Origin of the sequence: Roseobacter sp. MH60115, from assembly GCF_015644665.1 — a bacterium.
Lineage (GTDB): Bacteria > Pseudomonadota > Alphaproteobacteria > Rhodobacterales > Rhodobacteraceae > Roseobacter.
In genome coordinates this window covers 926,259-951,453 of the sequence record NZ_JADOBQ010000001.1, presented here as the reverse complement: position 1 = coordinate 951,453, position 25,195 = coordinate 926,259, and the positions used below count along the sequence as shown (strand labels likewise).

The window sequence follows — 25,195 nt, the reverse complement described above, 5'->3', positions numbered from 1 at the left end:
TGCAACGGTCCCAAGTCCTGCGCGCATTGGCGGACCGGCGCCTAACGCGCGGGCTCATCGGCGCCATCCCTACCCGACCGCCGCATGCTGACGGAAACCAGCCTGATGCCCGTGGTGCCGAGGCCAAACCGGTCAAGCGCGGTCTACCGGAACCAATCGCCTAAGGCTCCGGCGCGTCCAGCCAGCAAGGTCTCTCGTCAGTCCAGCGCTGCACGAAGGGATGGACTTCGACCTGCTTGTCCGTTGTCCCGCCTTCCGAGGTCCAGACAAAGAGCGGCACGCTTGGCGCGCGTCCGGGCGCATTGGAGGGCGGTGGCCCTCCCGACCCATCATCCTGCTTTGCCGCGGCAGCGCGCGCCGCGTCGGCAATCTTCAAATTCTCGTCGAACTTCTTGAAGTGAAACATCCCGTCGGGCGGATGAATGCATTTGAAATGGGCCACCACCCCTTTCATGTCCGGCAGGACCACAATGCTGTCCGCGCTCTGGTTGTTGACCGTGACAACCGTGCCGCGCCACAGACGCTCACCCTGCAAGACCAACTTGCCCGGCCGGCCCGCCTCAAGCGACAGAATTTGCGGATAGCGCTGAACATACTGATCGAACTCCCGGTAGTAATACGGCGCGCGGATGAAATCGAAATTGAACCGCGCGGTGATCTCTTCGACCCGCCGTGGCAGTTTGATTTCAAAGTGACGGCGGAATTGCCGCATCGACGGCATGATCACATCCGTTTGACCTGACGCGGCAGCGGGATCGCCCCGACAGAGTTTGGTGAAATCAACCGCGGGCGAATTGACATGTGGGGGCTGCACCCAGCAGGCCCGGACATCGAAATCCACCCGCTTCCACCAACTGGGCAGGCTGATCACCGCAGACAGACGGTGGTGGCTGGACTGATACCCGCCCGTTGTGCTCAGCCGTCGCGGCCGGATGGCCCATCCGAATGTGGCCCGATCCGTAGAGCTCTTGCCCCTGTTACGGTCCTGCTGATCAGACCCCGGCAAATGGCTGAAGCCGATCACCCGCGGGTTGCTGATGACCTGCTCCTTGCTTCTGACATCCGCGAGGTTCATCTGACCGCTCAGCGGCGCATTGGCAGGCAGAGCGGCACCAATCTGAGCCGATGCCGCGTCGATCCGGTGCGCCAGATCGTCCCCGTCCCCGGCGCGCGGGCTTACGGCGTAGACCGTCACGTCGCTGCGCTGCGTGTTGATCCAGTCGCGCAGCATGCACGACAGGTAAATCTCGGTCCGCGCCTCGTGATGATTGGCATGGCGTCTCGCAAGGTCGAGACAGTATTTGGTCATTTCGAGCCGTTCACGGGTTTCGTAGGAAAGCGCGCGCTTTTCGCACCCTTTTGATGTCTGATCCGGCGACAGGTTCTGATCCACGATCTGCAGAGCGGTTTTCAGTTTCGCATCCGTCAGCCGGATCGTGTGCATCCTGACGTTCTTGGCAATGCAATTCGCCGTCAGACGCTGTTTCCAGTTGCCCCCGGCCCAGACAGCACCACCGCCGACCTTGAACTCGTCGATCACATCATAGACGCGGGCGGGGATAATCTCGCCGCGCGCTCTGTTGGCACGGCTCGAAACGGCTGGCAGGAACCCCGCCTCGCGGGCACCAAAGATTTCATTGCCAGGCAGGTCCTTGTATTGCGACACCTGGATGCGGCATCCCGTGGTGCTGCATCCTTTCAGCGAAATGTCCAGAAAATCCCGAATGGACCGGCTTTCACGGTCGTAGACAGGCAGTTCTTCTTGCAAGCGCGCCAGCAGGAAATGCGATATCAACGCGTTGGAGGCGCGGCCCGCTTCGCTGCGCATGAAGAGGCATTTGTAGGCCCCCACGACCGATTGCGCGGTATAGTCGGTGCGTTCAGGGCATTGCTCGACGGATGAGCGCAGCTGCGGATGGATTGTCGCCTGGCCACGGACCAGCACGAAATTCTGTGTGCCCTCCTCCCGCAGTCTTTTGCGCAGGCTGGTGATATCTGTTTCAGACGGCAGATGAGCATCGAACTTGGAAAGCGCCGCCAGCAGCCGGGATTTGACAGGCACAGCGACCTGGCTTTTCGCCGGGACCGTCGCCGTCTCGCGCGTTTGAGGATCAAAGGCTGCCTGCATGATCGCACCGAATTGCACCTCGCGGCCCCACTCCTCCATGCCCTGCCAGACCGAGATCAGACGCACCAGCGCCTGCTTGTAATCCTCGTCCTGCGGCATGGAACCCACGTCCATCGGGGGGGGCGATTTCACTTCTTGCACAGCCTGTTGCGGGCAATCGATGAGCGCGCCGCCTTGCTGCGCGGCGGCACACTGAATGCTGCCGTCAGACGACCCGTCGCCACCGGTTGTGTTCTGCTGGCTGGCCTGTGCAGGCCGCGCGCTGTTTTGCAGCTTTTGCACGGACATCTGCCCTTCAATGGCCAGCACGGTGTTAATGTAATGCGCGCGCCGGATCGCCTTGCGAAAACCCGCCTGCACCATCGGCGCCAAGGCGTCAGAGGCATTCACGGTCGGCACATGGTTGTCCGTACGCCAGTCAAAACCGATGGTCTCGGCAATCCAGTTCTGACAGGCGCTCGCCCAACCCGGCGCCAACTGATTGGAACTGGTTATTTTTGCAGGCACCAAACGCCGTTCGCGGCATATCGACAACACCTCCGGGTCGTAGACAACCGCGCCAAAGAACGCTGAAATCAGCTCGCGCCGCAAGAACCAGTCCAGCGCAATGTTTTCCTTCGGGTCGACGGGATTGTGCAGGCGGCCGTTCTGGCGGAAGGCCTCGATCCGGGCATCCAGCACCTTTGTCAGGAACTGCTGGATTTCCCGCTGCCACCCGCGCAGCAGCTCCACGTCATCGACAATGCGCCTTTGCTCGATCATCGCCTTTTCGTCGGTGCACACGGCATCGTCTTCCGTGCCGACACATTTCTCTTCGAGTTCGGCATAGGGATCGCGGGCCTCGATGATGAAAACCGCCGTGCCTGGATAGCTGCGCCGGTTGATCAGAGGCATGACGACCGCGTCAAAGTTCAGCCGGTAGAGTGTGTTGCCTTCAAGATCATGGCCGTCATCCAGCAACGTATCCATCAGATCGGTCCGCAGACGCAGGCGCATCTTGTCAACCGCGCCCAACTGCTGCAGCGCACTGACGGGTACGGGATCTGCGGCAGTCGTCTGGTTCTGGTCTTGCGGCTCCTGGGTCGCCCCCATCAGCGTCGCAACCAGGCTCTGCGAGCGCTGCTCGCGCGACACCGGGGTGACGGTCTGTTCCTCCTTGGTTTTCGCCAGCTGCTCTTCCAGCCAGTTGGCCTGCCGGAAGCGGTCGTTGACCAGACGTTCGCGGGTATAAAGCTGTGGCGGCTCAATCGACAGAACCCCCGGCAAGACAGGATCAGAGACAGCGGCCCGACCGGCCGTGACCATCTTGCGGATCTTGTCGGGCCATTGCGTCCATTCCCCTTGCCAGACCGCCATGATCAAGACGATCACGCAGACCAGAATAACACCCGGCAGGGTTGGCCGGACAACTCCCGCCAGCGTGCCGTAGAGCCTGGACAAGACCGAGCGCTTTGGGGCCTCCTCCGGCTCCTTGGGTTTTTCTCCAGCGCCAGTGACGACGCTATCGCTGCCCAGATCCTGTTCTTGCGCGTTGGTCGGCGGATCCTGATCGGTCATGGAGAAATCCTTCTTGCGATGAATGGTCAAAAACCCCGGCGTCAAGGGCATCAAGGACGGTTTCGAGCGTGATTTGACGGGTCAGCCTGCAGTGCAGCGTTTCGGTGCCGTCGAACCGGCCCAGCTCGAAATACTTGTTGGCGGGGGCACCACCGCCGCAGACCTCGAAAAAACGGCATTCAGCGGCACAGGCCGCAACGCCCCTGGCGATATCGTCGCTCGCCCGTCGAAAGGCATCGCTGTCCCGCATGCTCTGCACGCCGCCGTCTCGAACGTTTCCAAAGACAAAGTCATCATAGTCCGGGGCCGTGGCACCAATGAGTTCCGGCGAAAAGGTCGACAGCCCGCCCTGCACACCGACCGTCACGATCCGAAACGGGTCCACCTGCCAATTCTCAGCCCGTTGGTCATGCGGCGCGGCGAGCAGCCCCTTGACCCCCTCGATTTCGCGGCAATGGAAAGGCTCGGGGTCCACGGCACACCGGTGCAGGAACTGCTTCAGAAAGGACGTGTAGCCCGCTGCCACCTGAGAGGTCGCAAGCAGGCTGCTGCCCCCCTCCTGCCCTTCTTCCTCTTCAACGTTGAAGGCGACATTTCGAATGCCTTGCCCGGTGAAGAAATCATAGATGTCGTCGGCGCGCGACAGGCTCTGCGCCGTGAGTACGGTTATGACATGGAACGGCAGGCCAGCCTCCTGCAGTCGGGACACACCCCGCATAGCGAGGGCATGGCTCCCTTTTCCGCGCCGTGTCCGTCGGCGGCTGTCGTGCAGGTCCGCAGGGCCATCAAGACTGACACCGATGTTGACCTTCCACGTGCGCCACAGGTCGATCCATGAGGCGTTCACCCCCACCGCATTGGTCTGAAAGGCATGGCGCAGCGGTGGCCCACCGCCCTCCTCTTCCAGCAGAGCAAAAGCCTGCGCGTACCAGGCCGCAGGCAGCGTCATCGGCTCGCCGCCGTGCCACACCACCAGGGGCCGCTCGTCCGGTGGACAGGGGGCAATGATGTTTCGGGCAATCGCACGCAACGTCTCATCCGACATCCGCGCACGGTCATCGCGATGCTGCAGATAACAATAACTGCAATCGAGATTACAGTACGACGTCGGCTGCAGAACCAGAAGTGACGGCGTTTGCCGCGACTTTACCAGTTTGCCCAGTTGTTCCAGTTGTTCCAAAGGTTTGACCAGTTGCTCCAATTATTCCATTGCGCGACTGACAGATCATCGGAGGCATCCGGCAGCTTGGCCGCAGCCGTCTCCAACCGCACCCGCAACAGGTTTCGGTCGTCTTGGAGACGTTGCGTGGCTTGAGGAACATCCAGCCCGGTGGGAGTGGAATGTGCTGCAGAGAAAGATGGAATTGCAGCTAACAACAGGACCAGTGAGGTCGATGTCTTAAGTCGGCACATAAAAAGCTCTTTTTCAAATTATGGTTGAATTGTAACATGGATTACCCGTTTTTGCACGCTGGAATTCAATCACCGGTTCTTTGCGCAGAATCCGCAAAGCTTTTTCAAGAACGATTTCATGGGCTTTTCGAAGTTGGTGAGCGCCGTGAAGACGACCCGGTCAAGCACCTGCAACCTGCCCACGCGGGCTCTTTGGCGGCGCCTGAGACGCTTTTCCGGATATGTCCATATTCGGGTGGCGACCATGCCGCTCGGGCAAGCGTGCGGTTGTGTTTGGCAGGAACCTCGCCTCATTTGGGCAAGCACGGTTTCACGCCATGCGCGCAAGCAGCGAACAGGTTACCGACGGCGGCAGCGACATTAGGCGTGTCTCCGAAAACACGTCTTTGGCGTCGCGTCGATTTCACCTTGTAACTCCATGGATTGCGCGGCTATACCCGTCGGCGGAGACGTGGCCGAGTGGTCGAAGGCGCTCCCCTGCTAAGGGAGTAGGCCCGGAAGGGTCTCGAGGGTTCGAATCCCTTCGTCTCCGCCACCCACCATTTTATTCAACTCAGTTGGTGCTCATTCAACCCCTTATGGGGCTGTTTTTGTTGATTTATCTGCTTTCGTTATTGCTTTTCATTTCTCTTCGATTAGACCCGTTTCTATTCATTGCGTGGTAGAAATCGTGGTATTTTTATGGCTGCACTTAGCGGAAAGCTGACGAAAAATCTGGTCCGAACCCTTGGCCCCGGCCGCCACGGCGACGGGAGCGGCTTGTAGGCGGCGGTTATGAAGGACCGGAACTGCATGATGGTCTTGGCCAGATCGTAGGACATGAACGAAGGCATGTTGCCAACATCGTTCTCTTGGATCGACTTCTTAGCCCAGCGGTCTATCCAGAAGATTACTAAAGAACAGACCAATAAACGTAATGATTGCGACGATTGTACTGATTGTGGCTGCTGAAACGACAACGACTGCGCGACGTATCAGCCTGAAGGTCGAGTTTTCGTTTTCAGGCTTTGATGCCAATTGTTTGGCTGGTTTAAATTGCGGCTTCGTATCTGGTTCTTCGGGCGACGTTTCAGGGGTATCATCCTGCATGTAATCCTCCGTTGCAAATGAAACAAACTCTGCTTGTAAGCGGTAAGCACTGCAGCAATGTGAAGGTACCAGATGCAGTCACTCATAGGCTCGAAACATCAAACCCACCATCACGATCATCATATCTTTGTTCATGATCCGCAGATTGAGTTTGCCAGCCATGATCATGACCACGCTGTTGATCAAATCGATCAATAATTGCTTTTCCTTATTGGATGTCGATGATGACTACGCTGCTCCTCACGCTAGCACGCCTGAGCATCCTCACTTCTGTTTCCGGCGGGACCGGCTTCCAGACCCAACCCGTCATGTTCTCGGATGGCACCTTTTTGGTGGCCTGACTCATTTTCCCCGACGATGGCTTGGGTCCGCAGATCGCCGGGCAGGCATTTGACGCAAATGGCACCCCGCGAATTGCACTCGATGCCGCTTGATACTTGATCATTGCCGGACGCTGGACTTGCCGTGAAGACAGGTTAGAAAGAAGGGTATCGCCCGAGCAAGGAGACCCTGCCGATGTCGAAATTCTATGTTCTCACTGCGTTGATGATCATATGCGGCTTTGCGGCGCGGGCAGACAATCACGCAACGGAGGCCACGGCTGCCGAACAAACCGGAACAGCAGCACTTGAACAAGAAGTCGATCTGGAAGCGGCAGAGAAAATCTTTCGCAAGTCCTGCCGGGCCTGCCACGGCAACAAGGCGCAAGGCGCAGCAAGCTACCCAAAGCTTTCGGACAAGTCGCCGGAGTACATTGCAGAGAAGCTCGAAATCTACAGGTCCGGGGAAAAGATCGGTCCGAATTCTATTCTCATGATCAGCCATGCAAAAAAGCTCTCCGATGAGGATATCACCAATATCTCGGTTTACGTCGCCACGGCCTTCGACTGAGGCGGTTCGTTTAACCCCTTGCTGTGTCAGGGGATTCTATCAAAACGAGAAAATGCGTTGACCGGTCGATTGACCGACACCTATGGTTAACGTCTCGGTCCGCCGGGATAGAGAATGCGCCGTGAGGCCTTCCCGGTCGGACTTTGGACTCGACTATTGGGAGGAAAACATGGGTCACGTCACGTCTTTTTCTGCGCTGCCGGTTGCTGCTGCGCTTCTGGCCGGTACGGCCATCTGGTCATCATCAGCACTTGCACAAAGTGGCATGAACACCACCAATCTGCAGCATGAGATTGTGCTCGACGGTTTGGAAAATCCGTGGGACATGGCGTTTCTGGAGGATGGCACGATGCTGTTCACCGAGAAATGCTCGGGTCTGTCGGTGCGGCTTCCGGACGGCGTGGTCAAAGCGCTTTATGGTGTCGGTGAAACAGAGGGTTACGCGTCAAACGGCTCGGATCTCTTCTGCGAAGGTCAAGCGGGTATGATGGGTGTCGCGTTTGATCCGGACTTCGCGGACAACCGCCGCATCTACGTGTATTCGACATCCAATATGTCGGACCCACACACAAACAGGCTGATGCGTTTCACCCTGAGCGAAGACTTCACCGAAGTCTCCGACCGGACAGATATCGTCGATGACGTGCCGTACAAGATGGCGGCATCGAACCATCCCTTCGGCGGTCCCGGCGCGCACAACGGCGGGCGTGTTCGGTTTGATGCAAACGGTCACCTTTTCCTGACAACCGGTGATACGCACAACGGCCAGGTCCCGCAGAGCCCGACGATGATGGGCTCGAAAGTTCTGCGGATCGACACCGATGGGAACGCGATTGCGGACAACAGCCCGCCGGACGGTTTCGACACCAGAACCTACACCTACGGACACCGCAACGTGCAAGGGATCGCCTTCCACCCGGAGACAGGTGCGGCGATCACGGCAGAACACGGACCCTGGCACTCCGACGAAATCACTATTCTTGAGAATGGGGGCAATGCGGGCTGGGACCCGCGGCCGAACATGGCAGGGCGCGGTGACTGCCCAGACGGCTACTGTGGCTACAGCCCCAATCAGGAAGACGGGATGAACCGCTACGAGCGGGCGGCGTTTATGCCGATGACTGATTTCGACACCTATCCTGACGCCATGGCGCCGATCTGGAACAACAACGGCTGGTCGCAAGGCACCTCATCCGCCGCCTTCCTGAAAGGCGACGCCTGGGGAGACTGGGACGGCGCGATGGTTGTCGGCATCATGGGCATCGGCTTTGGTGGCACACCAATTGGTCAGCGGATCGACGTCATCCAGTTCAATGACGACAACACGGACGTGGAAGACGTGACTGAGATGACCCTCCCGATGGAGTCAGGGCGCTTCCGTTCGGTGGTGATGGGCCCCGATGGCAGCCTCTACACATCCATCGACGAAGGCACGATTTACAAGCTGACACCCGGCGGCTGATGGATCAAGAGCCGCGCGGCGATGTCGCGCGGCTCAGTCTCCGGTGACCAGTGCCTCGGGAATTTCGAAGCGCTGGTCATCCACCCGGACATGATAAAGGCCGCGCGACAGCTGCCAGTCCGTGTCGGTGCCGACACCCGACATGGTCGCATTGCCGCGCAGGAAGTCCCCATCCGAAAACATCAATGTCCGTGCGAAACCGTTTGCGAAGGTCACGACAACTGCCGCTGATCCATCGGCACGGGCGACCGCGGCACTGCAATCCCCCAGCGACTGCCCGACTTCCTGTGCGCAGCGGACCGCACCCATCGTGTCGAATGCGCCCGATCTGGCACGATCTGTCGCCCCTCGTATGTCTGCACCACTTGCGCCCGGTAACGCGGCGACGAGTATCCATACAAGAGGTGGTGCAACACGCATTGTTTCGCTCCCGGGTTCATCGAGCAATATCGTCACTTATCAACGCAGCGGCAAGAGAGGGATCCCAAGTCCAAAAGACCGTTGGTTCCCGCTTGATCGACATCAGTACTGGTGCACTGCTGCGACCTTTAACGGTTGCCCGCTCCGAGGGCGCGGCGCTTAAGAAGAGAACGATGGCTGGTTTGCACTGGTTACCGACGATCCGGCGGGTCGATGCCCTGCGGCATCCGGTGACTTCTACGAGCCACCCTGGGCTTTCGTTAACGTGTGGAAAAAACTGAAACCCAATTGAGTGTTTCAAACGGTCAGGCTAGTATTCGCACGTGGCCTTGCTCGGGCCTCCCCCCTCCACTGGGGCAGCATTCGACATGCAGAGCGATACGAATTCGAACCCACCTGTTCGAGCACGCGCATAAGGAGGGAGTGCGGAGACCGCTCGTAAAAGGAGGTTCATGATGCAACTGTCATCCCCAATCTACAAACTGAAGCGTCAGGCAAAACTGCTGGCCCGCGACACCGATATTCGGCTCCATGAAGCGCTGAACAGGATTGCCACAAAAGAAGGCTTCAAGGACTGGAGCCATCTGGCGACCAACTACGCCCAAGCGACACCTGCCAAGGAAATCATGAGACATATGAGGCCAGGTGATATGGTGCTTATCGGTGCGCGCCCCGGTCACGGCAAAACCCTTCTGGGGCTGGAACTGGCTGCACTGGCGGAAAAAATCAACCGCGCTGGCTATGTCTTCACCCTAGATTACACTGAAACGGAGGTCCGGGATCGGTTTGAAAAGCTGGGATGCGATCCTTGGAGCTTTGACCGTCCTGTTGTCGTTGATACCTCGGACGACATCTGCGCGTCGCATATCATTCAACGTCTCCGTGCTGCGCCCGATGACGCATTGGTCGTTGTCGATTACCTGCAGCTGTTGGATCAAAAGCGCAGCAATCCTCCGCTTGATGAACAAGTCCGGGCGCTGAAGAGATTTTCCTGCGAGCGCGGTGCGATTATTGTCATGATCTCACAGATTGACCGCGCTTTTGAGCAATCCTTAAGCGGCATGCCAAGCATTCGTGATATTCGATTGCCAAACCCCGTCGATCTGTCGCTTTTTGACAAGAGATGTTTCCTACATGACGGCGAAGTCCGGATAGAGATGGCAGCTTAAGGCTGGCGGGACGTGCTTTGCGGACGTTCGTTGAAGGCCCGCAAAGCCCCACACCGTATCAGTTCAAGGATATGGCCCGCAGCGCTCGGCTACCTGGTTTGAAAAAGGAGCGAAACCCAGTCGCTGGTCAGGTCACTGCCTGAACCGGCCAATTCGACGAAAACCGCGTTGAGCAAACACGTCGCGTTCGGTGGCAGATCTGGAGAAATGCGCCCATCCCGCCGAGTCCTTATGTTTTGCCGAATGACAGGGTGGTCGTCATTCCGCGTCTTGCAGTAGATTTGCACCTCCTGCTCTTCGGCGACACGCTCATGGTCGAACAGCACAAATCCATCGTCAAGGGCAACCCACTCCCGCCCCTTGCTCACGCGGGTATCTGCCCCTGTCACCGGACCAAAGTGAACGATAACTTTTGAAGATCGCATGTATCGTTCTCTGATCTGCTTGCGTGGGAGACCTTGCCCGGCAGCAGACATCAGCAGGTCCTTCTGCCCAACTGATTTCAGGAAATGCAGCAGATCGTTCTGATCGCGGTAGGTGAGGGATTGTTCGAAAGAAGACACTGTCAAACTGTGAAGACCTGCTCCATAGGCAGGCAAGCCGGTGAACTCTGCACGGGATGGCAGGCCGCTCAACTCGACCGCCTGCGCAGGGCCCGACCACATCGCAGATCGGTACGCGCGCGGGTCAAATGGAAAGGGCTGCCCTTCGAGGTTTTCGCCGATGCGCACGGTAACGGAGACCGACGACTCTGGCGCCAGCACAAAGGCGTTTGGCTGTAACCAGAACTCATGCGCGTCGACGCTGGCCGGGGCCAGGATCACCAACGCGAGAACCAGCCTGCTAAACATCGCTCAACACCCCGGCGGACATGACCGGACCGGTCGGCGCCCCTGTTGTCGATCCCCCCGGCGGCTCGAGACTGACGGCCAGCGTCATGCCGGGTTGCAATGGGAGGACGGTCGATATCGCAACCTCATCCGATGCGGTCAGCAGTCCAAGCGACACCGGTACACCAGCCTCGCCGATCGCCCACAGCTCCAGCACCCGGTCGGGAATGTCGACCGCTTCGAGCGTCGAGACTGTCAGCACACCGGTATCGCGATTGAATGTTGCCGCGAAGCGGTACCCCATCTCCACCGGCTCCAGCTGAGCAACGAGCTTGGGATGCGGCTGCAGGGTTTGCAGACCAAGCACCAGCACCACCGCCGCCAGCACCGCCGTGACCGCGGCCCATCTGATGCGCAGTGCCGACCACCAGTGCACACGCGCCTCGGTCTGTGCGAACAGCCGTCCATCGATGGCGACCTTCACGGCAGGCGGTGGCGTACGGTCCGCATAATCCGCATTGAACGGCGCCAGCCGCGACTCCCAGGCTTCAACATGCGTGGCCAAGGCTGCACTCTTGTGCAAACGCGCTTCGAACGCTCTGCGATCCGCCAGTGGCATCAGCCCGAGGACATATTCAGCGGCATGGACATCATCATCGTCACGATCCGTCACAACGAGTTCTCCTTCAGGCAATCCCGCAGGGAGAGCAGGCTGCGGCGCAACCATGTGCGCACCGTGTTGATCGGCATCTGGAACCGGTCCGCCAGATCTTGATAGCTATAGCCTTCTATGTAGGCCGACTTGACCGCCTCCGCCTTGCGGGCGCTCAGCTTGGCGAGACAGCTGTCGAGTCGGCGGCGTTGCATCGACTGCGCGGTCATCGCTTCGGGCCCCGGTGCGGGGTCTGCCACATCGGTTGCATCGGTGATCGGCACTGCGGGTGCTTTGCGCTGCCGAAGCCGGTCGATGCACAGGTTGCGGGCGATGGCGATCAACCACGACATCGGGTGGGCGCGGCCAGGGCGGAACCGACCCGCCTTTTGCCAGATCCGCACGTAGACCTCCTGGATTGCGTCCTCGGCCTCGGTGGGGTCACGCAGCATCCGCAGCGCCACACCAAAAAGCTTGCGCGATGTGGCCAGATACAACCGGTCAAATGCGCGCCGGTCCTGCAACGCGATCCGGCAAATCAAGTCGGACAGGTCTACCTCGCCATCCATCGGAGGGTTGGGCACAGGCGCGTCCCGTGCCGTTGTCAGGTTGCTCATCAATACAGTCCCCCAATTTCGAGGCGCACAGGCACGCGGCGGTCGCCGCCATCCGGGTTTTGCGCCGCGCGCGCCCGGCTGAGCGCCTTTAGCCGCGCATCATACGTCTTCCGGATGTCCGGCGCTGATCGCAGGATGGTGGGTTTCAGAAAAACAAACAGCGTGCGGCGATTGCTGGTTGTGCTGCGGGATTTAAAGAGGTTGCCCAACACGGGGATGTCCCCTGCCCCGGGCACTTTCTGCAGGCTTTCGAGATCATCCCGCGTGATCAGCCCGCCCAGAACAATTGTGGCACCGTCATCGGCCAACACGCTGGTCTCAATGGAGCGGCGGTTCGTGATCAGGTCAGCGGCACCTTCCAGATTTGCATTTACAAGCGATGACACCTCCTGGCTGATGTCCAGACGCACCACATCGCCGGCGTTCACACGGGGCAATACGTTCATGGTGATCCCAACGTCGCGCCGCTCGATGGTGGTGAAGGGCTGCACCGTGTTGCCATCGGTTGCGAAGGACCCGGTTCGGAACGGCACATTCTGACCGACAACGATGGAGGCGGCCTGATTGTCCAGGGTCGTGAGCGAGGGGGTCGACAACAGATTGGCCTTGGTCGTCTGGTTCAGCGCCTGCAACAGCAAGCCGAAACTGTCGTTGCCGATGCTGAAGGTCCCACCCGGCGGCGCCAGGCTGGCGTTGGGCACCCCGATGGCCGAGAGGACGGCGCCAAGGGAAACCCCGCCGTTGCTGAAAGAAGTGGCAGCCAGCCCACCAGGCGGGGAGAGATCACCAAAGCCCAGCTGGGCGCTCAGCCGTTGAGCAACGTCGCCTGACACTTCCACGATGGCCGCTTCAATCAGAACCTGCGCGCGGCGTTGATCGAGCTGTGCGACAAGTGCTGCCACCTCGCGCACCTGCGCGGCTGTGCCCCGCACCACAACCGCATTCAGCTCGGTCGAGGGCTGCACGGAAATCTCGGGCGCGTCACCCTCTGCGGCAGTGCTCTGCAGACCGGTCGCGTCAAGGCTTTCGGCCACCGGGTTGGTCAGCCCCGCCGATCCGGACAAGGTGGCGCGGACCAGTTCGGCCACCTGCGTGGCTTCCCCGAACTTCAGTCGGATCACTTGAGTGTTCAGCGCCACCTGCGGGTTTTGCTCTGGCGGCAAGTCCATCGACTGTGCCAGCGCCTCGATTTCTTCGAGATCCTTGGCCGTCCCACGCACGACAAGCGTGTTCGAGCCCGGATCGACAGACAACCGTGCGCCGTTCGGGTCCGGGCCCAGCACCTCGGCAATTGCAGCCCCGATCACCGTTGCCTGCGTATGTTTGAAGCGCAACACGCGGGATTGGCGCGTGTCTTCCCGGTCCAGATCCGCTGCCAACTGCATGATCCGTGCGGTGCTCTCAAAGGTGTCGGTGATTACCAATGCATTGGGGTCTTCCAGCGCCTCGATCGAGCCAGAGGCAGCGACCAGCGGGCGCAGTACACGCACGGCTTCCGCAGCGGAGACCCGGTCAAGCGGGACAAGCCGGGTCACGAAATCCTGGCTTCCGGGTTTTTGTGCTCCGCGGACCCGCGCCGCCGTACGCGCGGCCTCCAGCGGCAGTACCTGCCAGACCGCGCCGCTCTGCACTGCCTGAAAGCCGCGCACCCGCAGGATCGACTGAAAGAGCTCCCACGCGCCTTCGGCATCCAGCGGTTCGGCAGAAACCACCGTGATGTCACCGCGCAGGTCCGGGTGCACGACAAGTGTGCGCCCGCTGATGTCGGCCACCTGCTCGGCCAGAACCGTCACATCCGTATCGCGCAGGTTGATCACGAAGGTCTCGGACGCCTCCTGCGCGGCGAGGGGCCCCGCCATGAGCAGCGCGCCAAGCAGAACCAATATGAAACGCATCATGAGCCTCACCGCAGCGGAAAAGAAAACGTGAGAATTCTGTCGCCCCGTTGCACCTCAAGACGGGCGTGGCCGGCGGCGGCAATCTGGTCATAGGCACTGCGGTCCTCCTCCGGTTTGCCCACGGCACGTCCGTTGACGCTGCGCACGAGGTCACCCGCCTGAAGACCAGCAAGGCGCACGCCGCGATTGTGCTTCTGGGCGATTTTATATCCGTCTTCGACGGGCTCCAGGCCGATTGTCTCCAGAACGGCCTGCGGGTTTTTGCGGATCTTGCGACGCCAATAGCTGATGTAGTCCTCGGTGGTCTTCGGCGCATCCGTGCGCGGGCTTCGAGCCGCGACCCCGACCGCGCGGCGCAGGCGATCATTGATCACACCGGTTTTGGTCTCGACGGCAGGTGTCGAAAGGTCGGTTGCCGTCGCCTGATCGAAAGCCAGTGTTATGGTGCTGTCTGGCAACGCGATAACCACGTGATCGGCCGCAATATTGCGCAGGCGCACGCCAGCGGAAATCGGGTCCCCCACGCCGTAGAATGCCTGCTCACCCGATACAGCGATCAGCGCGGATGAGCCGCTGCCGTCCTGCGCAGAAAAGACACCTTTGAGGGTCATATCCGGTTTCCCCACCGCAGAGGATAAGGCAGCCCCCGGCGCGCTGGAAACGGCACGTCCAAAAGGCGCAAGCGTCAGGATGGCGGTCAGGTCCAGGCCTTTCTGGTCCTCGTCCGCAGGCGCCTTGCGCGTAAGGGCGGGGCGCTCAAGCACCACGATCCCCAGTGTGTGGCGCACGACCGGCGGTGCTGCAATGGCAAGCGAGGCGACCGCCGACAGCAGCAGCCCCCATTGCCCGACTGTCCAGACATCCATCCTCACGATCCACCTGCTTTTCGGCTCTCGATGAAGCCCGTCAGTAACGCGCTGGCTGTCTTTTCCTGGGGGCCTTGCGGGCTGACCCTGATGTCCACGCGGGCGAGGTCGGGATCCGAGGTGGCCTGCTGCTCCGTGGTGATGCGCCACAGATGACCAAGCGCTTCGACATCGGACGGCAGGTCCGGAATGCCCAGTTCCAGTTCAACAAGACGGTTCTCCGCGACCCAGAGCGCGGCCTTTCGGTCCGCGATCATCCCGATACGGGTCACATGAGACTGAGTGGCGGCCAGCAGGAAGACAGCGGCGGTCGACAGGACACCCAGGGCCACGAGCGCTTCGATGAGGGTAAAACCCGCGTCCTGAACCCTGTGCATCCTGTCTAGCCTCCGCCTGCCGGGGCAATCCGTGCCGTGACCCCGTCAAAGATCACGTCAAGCGCGGACGCCCCATGCCCCAATGTTGCGCGCCACGGCCTGTTGTCTTCGGGAACGAGGGTCCGTGACACGCGAAAGACCACACCATCGTGGTCCTGCACCGAGATACGCAGGCTGCGCGGGAAAAGTTTCACGTCCTGCAGGGCGCGGTCGGGATGAGGTCGCCAATTGCCGCCTGACGGCACCAAAAACGCATAGCCCTGCGGATCGGCCTTGAGACCGAAGCCGATCTGATGGTCGAGCGCATGCCGCACCGCGTGGTCAAGATCAGCGCTCAGTTTCAGCGCGCTCAGCTCCGCCTGATCGCCCGACGGGCGGGTCGACAGGCCAAGGGCGACCGCCCCTGATAGCACGCCAATCAGAACAAGCATGACCAGCATCTCCACCAGCGTGACACCGGCGGTACCGGGTCTGCGTGTCATTGCGCTTGAAGCCCTGCCTGCCGACCGCCCAGCGGGATGTCGGTTGCTGCACCGTCACCGCCCGGAACGCCATCCGCGCCCAGCGATACCAGGTCGAAAGCACCGGTACTGCCGGGGGACTGGTACACATAAGGGTTGCCCCAGGGGTCCTGCGGCAGGGCAGTCAGGTAGCCGCCCTGTGCCCAATTGCGGGGCACCGGCGGGCTAACCGGCTGATCGACCAAAGCTGCAAGGCCCTGAACGGTGGTGGGATAGCTGCGGTTATCGAGGCGGTAGAGTTCCAATGCGCTCGCGATGGATCGCAGATCGGTCTGCGCAACACTGGCGCGTGCCTCGTCGGGGCGGCCAATGACATTGGGCACGATGATCGCGGCCACAACCGAAATCATCACCAGAACGACCATCATCTCGATCAGGGTGACGCCTGCGTCTGGGCGTCGGGGCGCGTGTTTCAAAGCATGTTGGGTCATGAAACCTTTTCCTTCTGAGTCTCGTAATCCTGAGTACATAGGCACAAAAAATCGTGCTGAAAAGATATTTTATTGTGGAAAAACATATGTTTACACAATTCGATGACGGCTGCTTTTCGCCTCACCCGGAGGCCAGCGAACGCAACGCTCATGCCCTAGCGACCTGCCCGCAACCGGTGTTTTCACCGCCTGCCTGCAGGCCTCTCGCGGCACGGTTGACAGAGGCGGCGCGCGCCGCGAACCTGCCTGATCCCATTGTCCTCCCAGCGGCCGAGGTGACGCTGCTCTCGGTGCCACTGCCTCTGAAAACCCATCGGCAGCGGGTCAAGGCGCTGACCTACGCGCTGGAGGGGCAGCTCAACACGGGCGCACCCCACCCGGCACTGGGGCCACAGCTTGGGCTCGACCACTATCTGGTGGCCGTTTGTGAGGATACCGCGCTCGCCGCCGCGCTGGCGGGGGCAGACAGGCCAGGCGTCGCCCTGCCCGACGTGCTCGCGGTGCCCCGCCCGCGGTCCGACACCCCCATGTGGCACCTGTGGGAAGACGCCGGGGCCGTTTACGTGCGCGCATCCGACGGCACAGGATTCCTCTGCCGCAGCGCAGAACTGCACGCCTTCTGGACGCTGGCAGGCAAACCCGGGCTCATATCGCTCTCGGGGCGGATCGCGGGTGGCCTTCCGGTCAGCGAGATCACAGGCCCGGTGCCACCCGTCGACATCGAAGATCTGCAGATTAACCTGCGCCATGGGGCGTTCAGGCACCGCAGACGCATGCCGCGACGCGTCCTGAACAGCGCACTGGCTGCGGCGGTGGTGGCTGCAGTTGGTCACATGTCGCTTTTAACGGCGGACGCGCGGGCCTTGTCCCGGATCGCCGAGGAACACACCGCACGCACGGGCGCGCAGCTTACCGCGCGCCTGCCCGGCCTCACGGTGAGCCAGCCGCTACACCTGATCGAAGCCCGCGTAACCAGCGCTACCACCCCATTAGAGCAGGATCCGTTCATGAGCCTTCTTTCGAATGTGTCCCAGACCCTGCAGGCCCAGGCCACGCAGATTGCGTTCCGCGAATTGCGCTATGGCGCCCGCGACGGGGTCATGACCCTACTCCTTCAGGGCAGTGATTTCAGCCTGCTGCAGGCCGCTGAAACCGCGCTCATCGATGCGGGCCTGCGCGTCACCAGTGGCGCGGCCAACACCACCGAAGCGGGAGCCGAGGTGCTGCTGCAGATCAGGAGCGGTGCGTGATGCGCCGCCTGACGAACCGGGAGCGCCGCATGCTCCAAGCCTGCAGCGCCGCGACGGGCGTATGGATGGCGGCCACGCTGATGGTTCTGCCCATCGTGAATGACAGGGCCGAGAGCCTCGCTCAGATCCGCAAGGTCGATGCGATTACAGGCCTGCTTGCGACCACGACCGCGCTGACGCCGGAGCGTGCCGCCCCTCAACCGCTGACCAGTGTTCTCACCCGGCGGGCAGAGGCGGCAAACATATCGATCCGCCGTCTTGAACCGTCCGAAGACGCCATCGCCGTAACATTGGACGAAACCCCTTTTCAGGCGGTGATCGGCTGGATGGCCGTTCTGACAAGCGACGACGGGCTGCGCGTCGCGTCACTTGAGATGGGTCGGCTCACTGCGCCGGGCATGGTTTCGGCGCGGATCGTACTGGAGCCGGGCCGATGATCCCGCGGGTGTCCTACAGCTTTGCGCGAGACCACGGGCTGGTGGTGCTCGACGATGGTGAAACCTGCCTCGTGACCGCAAAAACTCCGATTGCCGCCGTGGTCGAAGCGCAGCGGCATCAACCCGGTTTGCTAAGGCTGCGCCGGGTCACATCGGACGACCTCGCCGACCACATCGAGCGTCTCTACCGCGATAGCGCAGAAGACGCTGCCGCAGAGGCGGGCTCAGGTGATCCTGATCTCAACGAGCTCGCCGATGACGCAGCGGCCGTCGATGACCTGCTCGATCAGACCAACGACGCGCCGGTTGTGCGCCTGATCAACGCGCTGCTGCTGGAAGCGATCCGCGAAACCGCGTCGGACGTGCATATCGAAGTGGAAGAAAAACGTCTCGTCGTGCGGTTCCGCATCGACGGGGTGTTGCGCGACGTGCTGGAACCCTCCCGCGCGATTGCGCCCCTGCTCTGCAGCCGGATCAAGGTGATGGCCAAGCTCGACATCTCTGAAAAGCGGGTCCCGCAGGATGGGCGTGTATCGCTGCGTGTCGGCGAGTACGAGCTGGACGTGCGGATTTCCACCCTGCCCGCGCAGTATGGCGAGCGGGTGGTCCTGCGGCTGCTGGACCGGGGGCAGACGCGCACTGGTGTCAGCAGCCTTGGTATGGGGCACGCGGCGCAAAAGGCGTTCACGCGCATGCTCGCCCGCCCAGACGGCATCATTCTGGTGACCGGTCCCACCGGCTCGGGCAAGACCACCACCCTCTACGCCGCCCTACATGCGCTCAACAATCGCCAGCGCAACATCATGACGATCGAGGATCCGATCGAATATGCACTCGACGGCATTGGCCAGATGCAGGTCAACACAGCAACCGACCTCACGTTTGCGCGCGGATTGCGGGCGATCCTGCGGCAGGATCCGGATGTGATCATGGTCGGCGAAATCCGGGATGGCGAGACCGCCCGCATCGCCGTGGAAAGCGCCATGACCGGCCATCTTGTCCTCTCAACCCTGCACACCAACACCGCCATCGGCAGCGTCGGGCGTCTTGTCGACCTCGGCGTGCAGCGGTTCCTGTTGGCACCGATGTTACGGGGGCTCATCGCGCAGAGGCTGGTGCGGCGGGTCTGCCGGGATTGCGCGACAGATCACCCCTTTGGCACGGTCGCGGCGGCCTCTCTCGGTGCGCCTGCGGATGAGGTTTTCCAAAAGGGTGCTGGCTGTCGCGCCTGTGGTGACACGGGTTATCGCGGCCGGGTGGCGCTCTACGAGGTGATCGAAGGCACCGCTGCCCTGGAAGGCGCCATCACCGGCGGGCTGCAGGACGCCGATCTGCAGGCCATCGCCACGCGACAGTCCCGGACCCTTCTGGAGGACGGGCTGGAGAAGGTCCGGGCGGGCCTGACCACGCCGCAGGAGGTGCTGCGCGTCACACATGGGGCTGAGGGCTGATCATGCCCGGATTTCGATTTGTGGCGACAACCGCCGGTGGCCAGAGACAAGAGGGCAAAATCACCGCGACCTCTCAGCAGGCCGCGATCAGATCATTGCGCGCCCAGGGCCTCCTTCCGCTGGACGTGAAAGCAGTGGGGCGCCCGATATCGTTCTCCTTGCCGACGCGGACACCCCTCAAGCCGTCCGAGCTGGCGGTGCTGACGCGCCAGCTTGCGACACTCCTGGACAGCGGTGTGCGGATCGAGGACGCCCTGATGGCGGTCGGTCGGCAATCGGGCACGCGGCTCGCGGTACTGACCACGGACATGCGCGCCACCATCCTGGATGGACACAGCCTCGCGGCGGCCCTCGCCAAACACCCGCAGGTCTTTGACGTCTTTTACATCGCCTCGGTCAGGGCGGGTGAAACCGCCGGGCGGCTGGCGGCGGTGATGACCCATCTGGCCGCGCATGTTGAAACGAGGTCGCGCAATCGCAACAGTGTGCAGCTCGCGCTGATCTACCCGGCGATCCTCGCCCTTGTCTCCGTTGCGGTGGTGATCGCGCTGCTGGTGTTCGTCGTGCCGGACATCGTGCGCGTCTTTGCAAGCCGGGGGGCCGTGCTGCCCGGTCTGACCCGCGCGCTGATCGCGCTGAGTGACGGGCTATTGGTCTGGTGGCCTTGGATATTGGCCTTATTGTCCGTGGTGACGGGCGCGGCCTGGCGAGCGTTGCGCCGAGACACCGCGCGCCAGTGGCTGCACCAGACGCTCCTGCGGGTGCCGCTCGTGCGCCAGATGGCAGCGGTCCAGTTCTCCGGCACACTCGCCACCCTCACGCAAAGCGGCGTGGCGCTCGACGATGCGCTCACGGCGGCCGCCGGCACTGTCGGCAACCTCACATACCGCGCCACTCTCAAAGAGATCGCAACAGCCGTTCGGGACGGGGCCGCCCTGTCACAGGCCATGGCACGGCACCGGGTCTTTTCGCCGGTGATGATCACCATGGTCGCAAGCGGTGAAGCAGGTGGCTCCCTGCCGGACGCGCTGGCCCGGCATGCCAAGGACACCAGCCAGCGGCTCGACGCCACGATCAAGGCCCTCGTCGGTCTGGTCGAACCGCTTGTGCTGCTGGTGATGGGCGGGGTCGTCATGCTGCTTGTGCTCGCGATCCTGCTGCCGATCGTCAATCTCAACAACCTCGTCGGCTGATCCGCCCGTTTTGAAATGAAGGAGACCACCATGCCCACAGCCTGTTCCAGACGAAAGATCCTGTCGCATCTCGCCGGTGTCGGGCTGCTGCCACTCCTCGCTGGATGCGGTGCCGCGCCCCGACCGGAGGCCGTGCCCGCAGCGCGTCCAGCCCAGACAGCACTTTTGGTGCCCTTATCCGGGCCAAAGGCCGATCTCGGCCAGACCATGGCCAAAGCGGTGTGGTTTGCCGAAGATCGGCGCGGACTGTTGCAACGCGCGGCAGTCTTCGACACGGGATCATCGCCCGACGGCGCAGTGGCCGCCGCCCAAAAGGCGCAGACTGCGGGCGCCGATGTCATTGTTGGTCCGCTCTTTTCAGATCACACCACGGCTGTCCTGAAATCCGGGCCCAAGGCGCAAGTGATCACGCTGTCGAACAACAATCAGCTCGCGGCTGCGGGTGCCTGGGTATTCGGCGTCACCCCTGCGCAATCGGCAGAAGCCGCTGCCAAGTATGCCGCACGGAGCGGCGCGAAAACGATCACCTTGCTACCGCCCGCCGGCGTGTTTGGCGCGCGGTCAACTGTTGCTCTGGCCACGGCCGCGAAGGCAAGTGACCTGACCGCCCTGCCGCCCCTGCCCGCCGAGGACCCGGAGCGCGCCTTGGAGACATTGCTCTCCGCAGGACCCGGGCAGAGACCGGACAGCCTCTACTTGCCTGGTGCGGATGCACGCAGCCGCCGCATCGCCAAACGGGCGAACGCTGCGGGCCTCCGTGTGATCGGATCGGTGCAATGGGCCGATTTCCCTAATGGTGCTCTGAAGGAAGCTGGTGATGTACGCTTTGTCGGACCGGACCCGCTTCTGTTTGAAAACCTCGCCACCAGCTATCGCAGTGCGTTGGGCGAAGAAATGGGCATCATCGCAGGCGTCGCGGTGGATGCCGTCCTGCTTGCGAATACGTTGCCGCGCGGGCGCAACGGGCAAATCCGGATGACCGGTGGTGTGGCGATGAAAGGGGTTTTGGGGCCGTGCGCTTTTCGGAAGGACCGCACCTGTGCCCGAGATCTGGCGGTGCTTCAGCTTAAGGATGGCCGGGTCATGAAAGTGGCATGACCGAACGATGCGCGCAATCCGGCGTGACCCTGATCGAGATGCTGGTCGCGCTTTCGGTCTTCGCACTTATCGGCCTCGCCAGCTTTGCAGTGCTTGACACGATTGTACGCACGGACCGCCAGAGCAGCGGACGGCTTGAGAGCCTGGACAAGATCGACACCGTTCTGCGGGTTTTTGAAGCGGATGCTCTGTTGGCGCGGACCAGGCCGATGGTGACACCAAAAGCAGTGTCCTTTGTCGCGCGCGATCATCAGGTGACCTACGCGCAAACCTCCCGCGGTGTGCTCCGGCGCATTGAACGTCCAGGGGTGGACCCGCTGGAGCAACAGCTCCTGCCACCGCCCTCCACCGCCAATTGGCGGTTTGTGACCGTTGACGCAGCAGGCGTGATCGATCCGCAAGCGGCTGTTGAATTCGTGGTGCAGCCAGAGGGCGACAGCGCCGGAGCCGTGCGCAAGCTGGTGCCCGTTCCACCCGCTCTGACTAAGCGACCATGACCCGCCGCCCGTCCGATAGTGGCGTCGCCTTGGTCAATGTTCTGCTCGTGATGGCCATCGCGGCGACGCTTGTCCAGGCAATGCTCAGCGCAGAAGAAAGCGCCATCTCCGCAGCCCAGGATGCATCGGACAGAACGCAGGCTTTTGCCCTGGCCAAAGGCGGCGTGGCATCGCTGCGGTCTGCACTGCGGCGCGATCTGACGACCGGGCCCGACAGCGACCACCTGCAAGAGGCCTGGGCCCAGATCGCACAGCAGGAGGTCGACTTCGACTTTGGCAGCTATGCGGTTACCCTGCAGGACGCGCAGGGTCGGTTTGATCTCAACAGCCTCGGCGGCACTGCCATCGCCCAGCAACGTGTGTTCACGGGGCTGCTCTCTGCGCTCAAGCTGCCGGAAGAGATTGGCGCACGGATGAGAGATATCGTGAGCAACGAAGGACCGCTGACCTCGCTATATGACTTGCGAAACTTCGGGATCGACGATCTGCTGCTGGAGAAGCTGGCACCCTATCTCACAACCTTGCCGACCCCCGCCAGCATCAATCTGAACACGGCACCAGAGCCTGTCTTGCACGCGGTCTTTGGCAACGCCATCGTGGCCCGAAGCCTGGTGCGCAGACGAGCCGCCAAGGGGTTTCTGACGGGCAGCGATCTGGCTGATCTGGGGATCTTGCAGCCGGTGCTGACCGGCTGGCGATCGGATGTCTACGACGTCGCCGTCACCGCAAAGGTCGGCGACATGACCGTGCAGTATGCTCGCAGACTTCTGCGGGACCCGGAAACCGGGACACTCACCGACCTGCCGCACGACTGGCCCCAGACGCAATAGACGCCGCCGGAGTGAATCCGGCGGCGCCCTACGTTCGAGGCAAGTCTTGAGGGGATCAGAACTCGAACGGTTCGGCGGTGCGGTCCAGGGTCAGACGCACCATATCAACGTCGATGGGCGTGTCATTGCGCCCTTGATTGAAAGCGGCCTGAAAGTCGCTGCCCAGCGATTGCAGCGCTAGTGTCAGCCCGTCGACGGGTCCGTTGCTGTCATCGCAGGCAACCAGTGCGGTCGCCAGACCCAACGCGCAGATAATGCGGAACGAGAAGGTTCTCATAGCGATACTCCTGTCCTATTCCCGATCAATTCGGCGAGCCGGGGATGGGTGAATTCAGATACGGGAAGCGGTTCTGCAGCTCGGTCGCGGCAATCGGAGCCCCGTCCGTGAACGCCTCTGTCCCGACCGGTGCGTCCCCTGGGGCGCAAAGACCGAGGTTGATCAGATCGCTGGCCTCTCCGTCCACAGCGCCATCCACACCGAGTTCCGCGCCAAGCGGCACCGGGTGACACAGCGCCCCCATGGCCACACGCAGCGTGACGTCGATGATGTCATCCCCCGGGCGGCGCCCGTTCGGGAAGCCCGCCAGGTCCTCGCCGACGACGCCAAAGGTGTGCTGATCGGCACGCGGTGTGGGGGGGATGGCGGTGTTCAGCCGTAGCATTTCGGCCTGTTGCACATTTGCGGGCTGGTTGAGGCCAGGAAAGCCGGTCAGGAAGGTGGTCACGAGATCCTGCCTGGGGAAGTTCGACGGCGCGATGTTCCCAGGTGCACCCAGAGGCGTACGGAACAGCAGGTCAACCAGTGCCGGAAACGACGGGTTCGTCACATAGGTTGCGAGATCGACGTCATCGATGGGCTCGGACCCGTTGAAACGGTCCTTGTCAGGAATGCCGATCACCACTTCGTTCACCAGCGGGGTTGAAATGCGCGATTGCTGCACCCAAGCACCGCCGATTACTGATGTGTCTTCGTATCCCGGGGTGGCATCTTCAAGCTCGGCCTGCGCAAGGCTGGAGGTGGTCCAGCCGCCAATCACGGTTTCATCGCCAGACGTCAGGCAGGAGATCGGCATTTCCAGCGCAATGGTCGAGACATTGACCTTGCCAAAGACGTCATCGTTGTCGCGGCTCTGCGTGATGCCGCCGTCCTGGCCGCCACCGTCGCCAGCGCCGGGCGCGCTGTCGCCTTCAATGGGCACGAGGTTGATCAGGTCGAAAATCTCGCCGAGGTTCAAGGCAAAGGCGTCGGAGCGCTGCCCGACAAACACCCGCCCGGGGGTGGCGCAGCCCGGGACATCAATGTCATAGATGAACTGGTCCGCATAGCCATCGTAGTCCGGCAGCGTTTTGACCCCAATGTGATCCAGCGGCTTGACGAAAGTCGCATTGGCCGAGCCTGCACGGGTCACGGTACTGCGCGTGCCGCTGCGCCGGTCACCTTCCACCAGCGTGATGCCGTAGCTTTCGGATTCGTTCAGCAGCGATTGGTCGTTCGGCAGGATCATCCCCGCGATCTTGAGCGGAATGGCCACCTGTTCCCCACCGATGTCAAGGCCAATGCCCGCGCCGCCATTGGCCAGCTGGTTGTCGAACTCGAACTGGAAGGTCAGGTCTTCGATCGCGTCGCCATCGTTGTCGATGTGGATCTCGTAAAGCGCGTCTGCGTCCATCGTGTAGTAGCTCGGGCCACCGTAGTTGACCTGCAGCGGCTGGTAGTTGGCCAGGAAGGTCACATAGTCCTCGCGGCCCGGTTCATAGCTGCGAAAGACATAGAAGTCGGTGCCGTCCACTTTGGGATGCTCGGTGATGGCCGGTGCTTCGCGGTGCGACGAGGCACCAACGGGCGCTGCGGCGGCCATGATGGCAGCGGCGAGCAGACTGCTCATGGCAAGGGGTCGTTTGGTCGTCATCTCTTTTCCTCACGTTCTTGTTGCACGCAAAGCGTCTCCGTTGGCAAAAGACGGATCTCTTGCCCTGGCTCTGCGCGACAGCGGTTTGATCCGGTCGCGGGTCTCCGCTGCGGGATTGATCAAGCTGTATTCACTAAAACGGGGGGGCTTCAGATTAAGTTTCAGCCGCTGCAACAATTCCGCCAGACCACCCGTACTACTTGGTACA

The 25,195-nt window shown here is 61.6% G+C and carries 24 protein-coding genes and 1 tRNA gene; 11 read left to right on the top strand and 14 right to left on the bottom strand.

What is annotated here, in order from left to right; all coding sequences use genetic code 11:
- Positions 1–160: 160 nt before the first annotated feature.
- Positions 161–3,685 carry a hypothetical protein gene (locus tag ISX84_RS04480; protein WP_195819105.1) on the bottom strand — a complete coding sequence of 1,175 codons (3,525 nt, stop codon included), beginning with the start codon at positions 3,683–3,685 and terminating at the stop codon, positions 161–163.
- A complete protein-coding gene (gene grrM / locus ISX84_RS04475) occupies positions 3,630–4,865 on the bottom strand; it encodes a cyclophane-forming radical SAM/SPASM peptide maturase GrrM/OscB (RefSeq protein WP_195819104.1) in 1,236 nt (411 codons plus the stop codon). The genes ISX84_RS04480 and grrM overlap by 56 nt, the downstream gene beginning before the upstream one ends.
- Before the next feature lie 678 nt (positions 4,866–5,543).
- Here grrM and ISX84_RS04470 point away from each other — a divergent pair.
- Positions 5,544–5,633, top strand: a tRNA-Ser gene (locus ISX84_RS04470).
- A 329-nt stretch (positions 5,634–5,962) separates the two neighbouring features.
- On the opposite strand, the gene ISX84_RS04465 is transcribed toward ISX84_RS04470, so the two are convergent.
- Positions 5,963–6,187: a hypothetical protein gene (locus ISX84_RS04465; protein WP_195819103.1), complete on the bottom strand. Its 225-nt coding sequence runs from the start codon at positions 6,185–6,187 to the stop codon at positions 5,963–5,965.
- Between the two features lie 516 nt (positions 6,188–6,703).
- On the opposite strand from ISX84_RS04465, the gene ISX84_RS04460 reads away from it, so the two are divergent.
- Positions 6,704–7,078 (top strand): c-type cytochrome, encoded by a 375-nt coding sequence (locus ISX84_RS04460; RefSeq protein ID WP_195819102.1) that lies wholly within the window; start codon positions 6,704–6,706, stop codon positions 7,076–7,078.
- Between the two features lie 169 nt (positions 7,079–7,247).
- Positions 7,248–8,540: a PQQ-dependent sugar dehydrogenase gene (locus tag ISX84_RS04455; RefSeq protein ID WP_195819101.1), complete on the top strand. Its 1,293-nt coding sequence runs from the start codon at positions 7,248–7,250 to the stop codon at positions 8,538–8,540.
- Positions 8,541–8,573: 33 nt separating this feature from the next.
- Here the strand turns inward: ISX84_RS04455 and ISX84_RS04450 are convergent, their stop codons facing one another.
- The gene (locus tag ISX84_RS04450; protein ID WP_195819100.1) at positions 8,574–8,960 is read right to left on the bottom strand and encodes a hypothetical protein; all 387 of its coding nucleotides are present in this window, start codon (positions 8,958–8,960) and stop codon (positions 8,574–8,576) included.
- A gap of 452 nt (positions 8,961–9,412) precedes the next feature.
- On the opposite strand from ISX84_RS04450, the gene ISX84_RS04445 reads away from it, so the two are divergent.
- On the top strand, positions 9,413–10,129 hold the full coding sequence (locus ISX84_RS04445; protein WP_229884064.1) for a DNA helicase: 717 nt from the start codon (positions 9,413–9,415) through the stop codon (positions 10,127–10,129).
- An 89-nt stretch (positions 10,130–10,218) separates the two neighbouring features.
- On the opposite strand, the gene ISX84_RS04440 is transcribed toward ISX84_RS04445, so the two are convergent.
- The 8 genes from ISX84_RS04440 to gspG are packed head-to-tail and all read right to left on the bottom strand — an operon-like array spanning position 10,219 to position 16,321.
- Entirely contained in the window at positions 10,219–10,953 is a 735-nt protein-coding gene (locus tag ISX84_RS04440; RefSeq protein WP_326838708.1) for a DUF4198 domain-containing protein, read from the bottom strand.
- 19 nt (positions 10,954–10,972) lie between these two features.
- Positions 10,973–11,632, bottom strand: a complete 660-nt coding sequence (locus ISX84_RS04435; RefSeq protein ID WP_195819098.1) for an anti-sigma factor — start codon at positions 11,630–11,632, stop codon at positions 10,973–10,975.
- Entirely contained in the window at positions 11,629–12,228 is a 600-nt protein-coding gene (locus tag ISX84_RS04430) for a sigma-70 family RNA polymerase sigma factor (protein WP_229884063.1), read from the bottom strand. The genes ISX84_RS04435 and ISX84_RS04430 overlap by 4 nt, the downstream gene beginning before the upstream one ends.
- Positions 12,228–14,123: a type II secretion system secretin GspD gene (gene gspD, locus ISX84_RS04425; RefSeq protein ID WP_195819097.1), complete on the bottom strand. Its 1,896-nt coding sequence runs from the start codon at positions 14,121–14,123 to the stop codon at positions 12,228–12,230. The genes ISX84_RS04430 and gspD overlap by 1 nt, the downstream gene beginning before the upstream one ends.
- Positions 14,124–14,131: 8 nt before the next feature.
- Positions 14,132–14,992 (bottom strand): type II secretion system protein N, encoded by an 861-nt coding sequence (locus tag ISX84_RS04420; protein ID WP_195819096.1) that lies wholly within the window; start codon positions 14,990–14,992, stop codon positions 14,132–14,134.
- 2 nt (positions 14,993–14,994) lie between these two features.
- Complete coding sequence (gspI, locus tag ISX84_RS04415) at positions 14,995–15,369, bottom strand: type II secretion system minor pseudopilin GspI (protein WP_195819095.1); 375 nt, start codon at positions 15,367–15,369, stop codon at positions 14,995–14,997.
- 5 nt (positions 15,370–15,374) lie between these two features.
- Complete coding sequence (locus ISX84_RS04410) at positions 15,375–15,851, bottom strand: type II secretion system protein (protein WP_195819094.1); 477 nt, start codon at positions 15,849–15,851, stop codon at positions 15,375–15,377.
- Positions 15,848–16,321 carry a type II secretion system major pseudopilin GspG gene (gene gspG / locus ISX84_RS04405; RefSeq protein WP_195819093.1) on the bottom strand — a complete coding sequence of 158 codons (474 nt, stop codon included), beginning with the start codon at positions 16,319–16,321 and terminating at the stop codon, positions 15,848–15,850. The genes ISX84_RS04410 and gspG overlap by 4 nt, the downstream gene beginning before the upstream one ends.
- Before the next feature lie 86 nt (positions 16,322–16,407).
- On the opposite strand from gspG, the gene gspL reads away from it, so the two are divergent.
- Genes gspL through gspK form a run of 7 tightly spaced genes read left to right on the top strand, consistent with a single transcriptional unit; the run spans position 16,408 to position 23,077 of the window.
- The gene (gene gspL / locus ISX84_RS04400; protein ID WP_195819092.1) at positions 16,408–17,571 is read left to right on the top strand and encodes a type II secretion system protein GspL; all 1,164 of its coding nucleotides are present in this window, start codon (positions 16,408–16,410) and stop codon (positions 17,569–17,571) included.
- Entirely contained in the window at positions 17,571–18,008 is a 438-nt protein-coding gene (gene gspM / locus ISX84_RS04395) for a type II secretion system protein GspM (RefSeq protein ID WP_195819091.1), read from the top strand. Before gspL ends, gspM begins: the two co-directional genes overlap by 1 nt.
- Positions 18,005–19,459, top strand: a complete 1,455-nt coding sequence (locus ISX84_RS04390; protein WP_195819090.1) for a GspE/PulE family protein — start codon at positions 18,005–18,007, stop codon at positions 19,457–19,459. Before gspM ends, ISX84_RS04390 begins: the two co-directional genes overlap by 4 nt.
- A 2-nt stretch (positions 19,460–19,461) precedes the next feature.
- On the top strand, positions 19,462–20,652 hold the full coding sequence (locus ISX84_RS04385) for a type II secretion system F family protein (protein ID WP_195819089.1): 1,191 nt from the start codon (positions 19,462–19,464) through the stop codon (positions 20,650–20,652).
- Positions 20,653–20,682: 30 nt separating this feature from the next.
- On the top strand, positions 20,683–21,750 hold the full coding sequence (locus tag ISX84_RS04380) for a penicillin-binding protein activator (protein ID WP_195819088.1): 1,068 nt from the start codon (positions 20,683–20,685) through the stop codon (positions 21,748–21,750).
- Positions 21,747–22,247, top strand: coding sequence for a PulJ/GspJ family protein (locus ISX84_RS04375; RefSeq protein WP_195819087.1), 501 nt, complete (start codon positions 21,747–21,749; stop codon positions 22,245–22,247). Before ISX84_RS04380 ends, ISX84_RS04375 begins: the two co-directional genes overlap by 4 nt.
- Positions 22,244–23,077, top strand: coding sequence for a type II secretion system minor pseudopilin GspK (gene gspK, locus ISX84_RS04370; protein WP_195819086.1), 834 nt, complete (start codon positions 22,244–22,246; stop codon positions 23,075–23,077). The genes ISX84_RS04375 and gspK overlap by 4 nt, the downstream gene beginning before the upstream one ends.
- A gap of 55 nt (positions 23,078–23,132) precedes the next feature.
- Here gspK and ISX84_RS04365 read toward each other — a convergent pair whose 3' ends face one another.
- Entirely contained in the window at positions 23,133–23,354 is a 222-nt protein-coding gene (locus ISX84_RS04365; RefSeq protein WP_195819085.1) for a hypothetical protein, read from the bottom strand.
- A 25-nt stretch (positions 23,355–23,379) separates the two neighbouring features.
- Positions 23,380–24,987, bottom strand: a complete 1,608-nt coding sequence (locus ISX84_RS04360; protein ID WP_195819084.1) for a DUF4331 domain-containing protein — start codon at positions 24,985–24,987, stop codon at positions 23,380–23,382.
- Positions 24,988–25,195: the final 208 nt, after the last annotated feature.

Bases quoted from the DNA above. Each gene is read 5' to 3' on its own strand.
- ISX84_RS04420 (WP_195819096.1), bottom strand. From the start codon at position 14,992: ATGGATGTCTGGACAGTCGGGCAATGGGGGCTGCTGCTGTCGGCGGTC.
- gspL (WP_195819092.1), top strand. From the start codon at position 16,408: ATGTTTACACAATTCGATGACGGCTGCTTTTCGCCTCACCCGGAGGCC.
- ISX84_RS04360 (WP_195819084.1), bottom strand. From the start codon at position 24,987: ATGACGACCAAACGACCCCTTGCCATGAGCAGTCTGCTCGCCGCTGCC.
- ISX84_RS04480 (WP_195819105.1), bottom strand. From the start codon at position 3,685: ATGACCGATCAGGATCCGCCGACCAACGCGCAAGAACAGGATCTGGGC.
- ISX84_RS04390 (WP_195819090.1), top strand. From the start codon at position 18,005: ATGATCCCGCGGGTGTCCTACAGCTTTGCGCGAGACCACGGGCTGGTG.
- ISX84_RS04375 (WP_195819087.1), top strand. From the start codon at position 21,747: ATGACCGAACGATGCGCGCAATCCGGCGTGACCCTGATCGAGATGCTG.
- ISX84_RS04380 (WP_195819088.1), top strand. From the start codon at position 20,683: ATGCCCACAGCCTGTTCCAGACGAAAGATCCTGTCGCATCTCGCCGGT.
- ISX84_RS04450 (WP_195819100.1), bottom strand. From the start codon at position 8,960: ATGCGTGTTGCACCACCTCTTGTATGGATACTCGTCGCCGCGTTACCG.
- ISX84_RS04430 (WP_229884063.1), bottom strand. From the start codon at position 12,228: ATGAGCAACCTGACAACGGCACGGGACGCGCCTGTGCCCAACCCTCCG.
- gspK (WP_195819086.1), top strand. From the start codon at position 22,244: ATGACCCGCCGCCCGTCCGATAGTGGCGTCGCCTTGGTCAATGTTCTG.
- ISX84_RS04455 (WP_195819101.1), top strand. From the start codon at position 7,248: ATGGGTCACGTCACGTCTTTTTCTGCGCTGCCGGTTGCTGCTGCGCTT.
- gspM (WP_195819091.1), top strand. From the start codon at position 17,571: ATGCGCCGCCTGACGAACCGGGAGCGCCGCATGCTCCAAGCCTGCAGC.
- ISX84_RS04385 (WP_195819089.1), top strand. From the start codon at position 19,462: ATGCCCGGATTTCGATTTGTGGCGACAACCGCCGGTGGCCAGAGACAA.
- ISX84_RS04410 (WP_195819094.1), bottom strand. From the start codon at position 15,851: ATGACACGCAGACCCGGTACCGCCGGTGTCACGCTGGTGGAGATGCTG.
- ISX84_RS04365 (WP_195819085.1), bottom strand. From the start codon at position 23,354: ATGAGAACCTTCTCGTTCCGCATTATCTGCGCGTTGGGTCTGGCGACC.
- gspG (WP_195819093.1), bottom strand. From the start codon at position 16,321: ATGACCCAACATGCTTTGAAACACGCGCCCCGACGCCCAGACGCAGGC.
- gspI (WP_195819095.1), bottom strand. From the start codon at position 15,369: ATGCACAGGGTTCAGGACGCGGGTTTTACCCTCATCGAAGCGCTCGTG.
- gspD (WP_195819097.1), bottom strand. From the start codon at position 14,123: ATGCGTTTCATATTGGTTCTGCTTGGCGCGCTGCTCATGGCGGGGCCC.
- ISX84_RS04465 (WP_195819103.1), bottom strand. From the start codon at position 6,187: ATGCAGGATGATACCCCTGAAACGTCGCCCGAAGAACCAGATACGAAG.
- ISX84_RS04445 (WP_229884064.1), top strand. From the start codon at position 9,413: ATGATGCAACTGTCATCCCCAATCTACAAACTGAAGCGTCAGGCAAAA.
- ISX84_RS04460 (WP_195819102.1), top strand. From the start codon at position 6,704: ATGTCGAAATTCTATGTTCTCACTGCGTTGATGATCATATGCGGCTTT.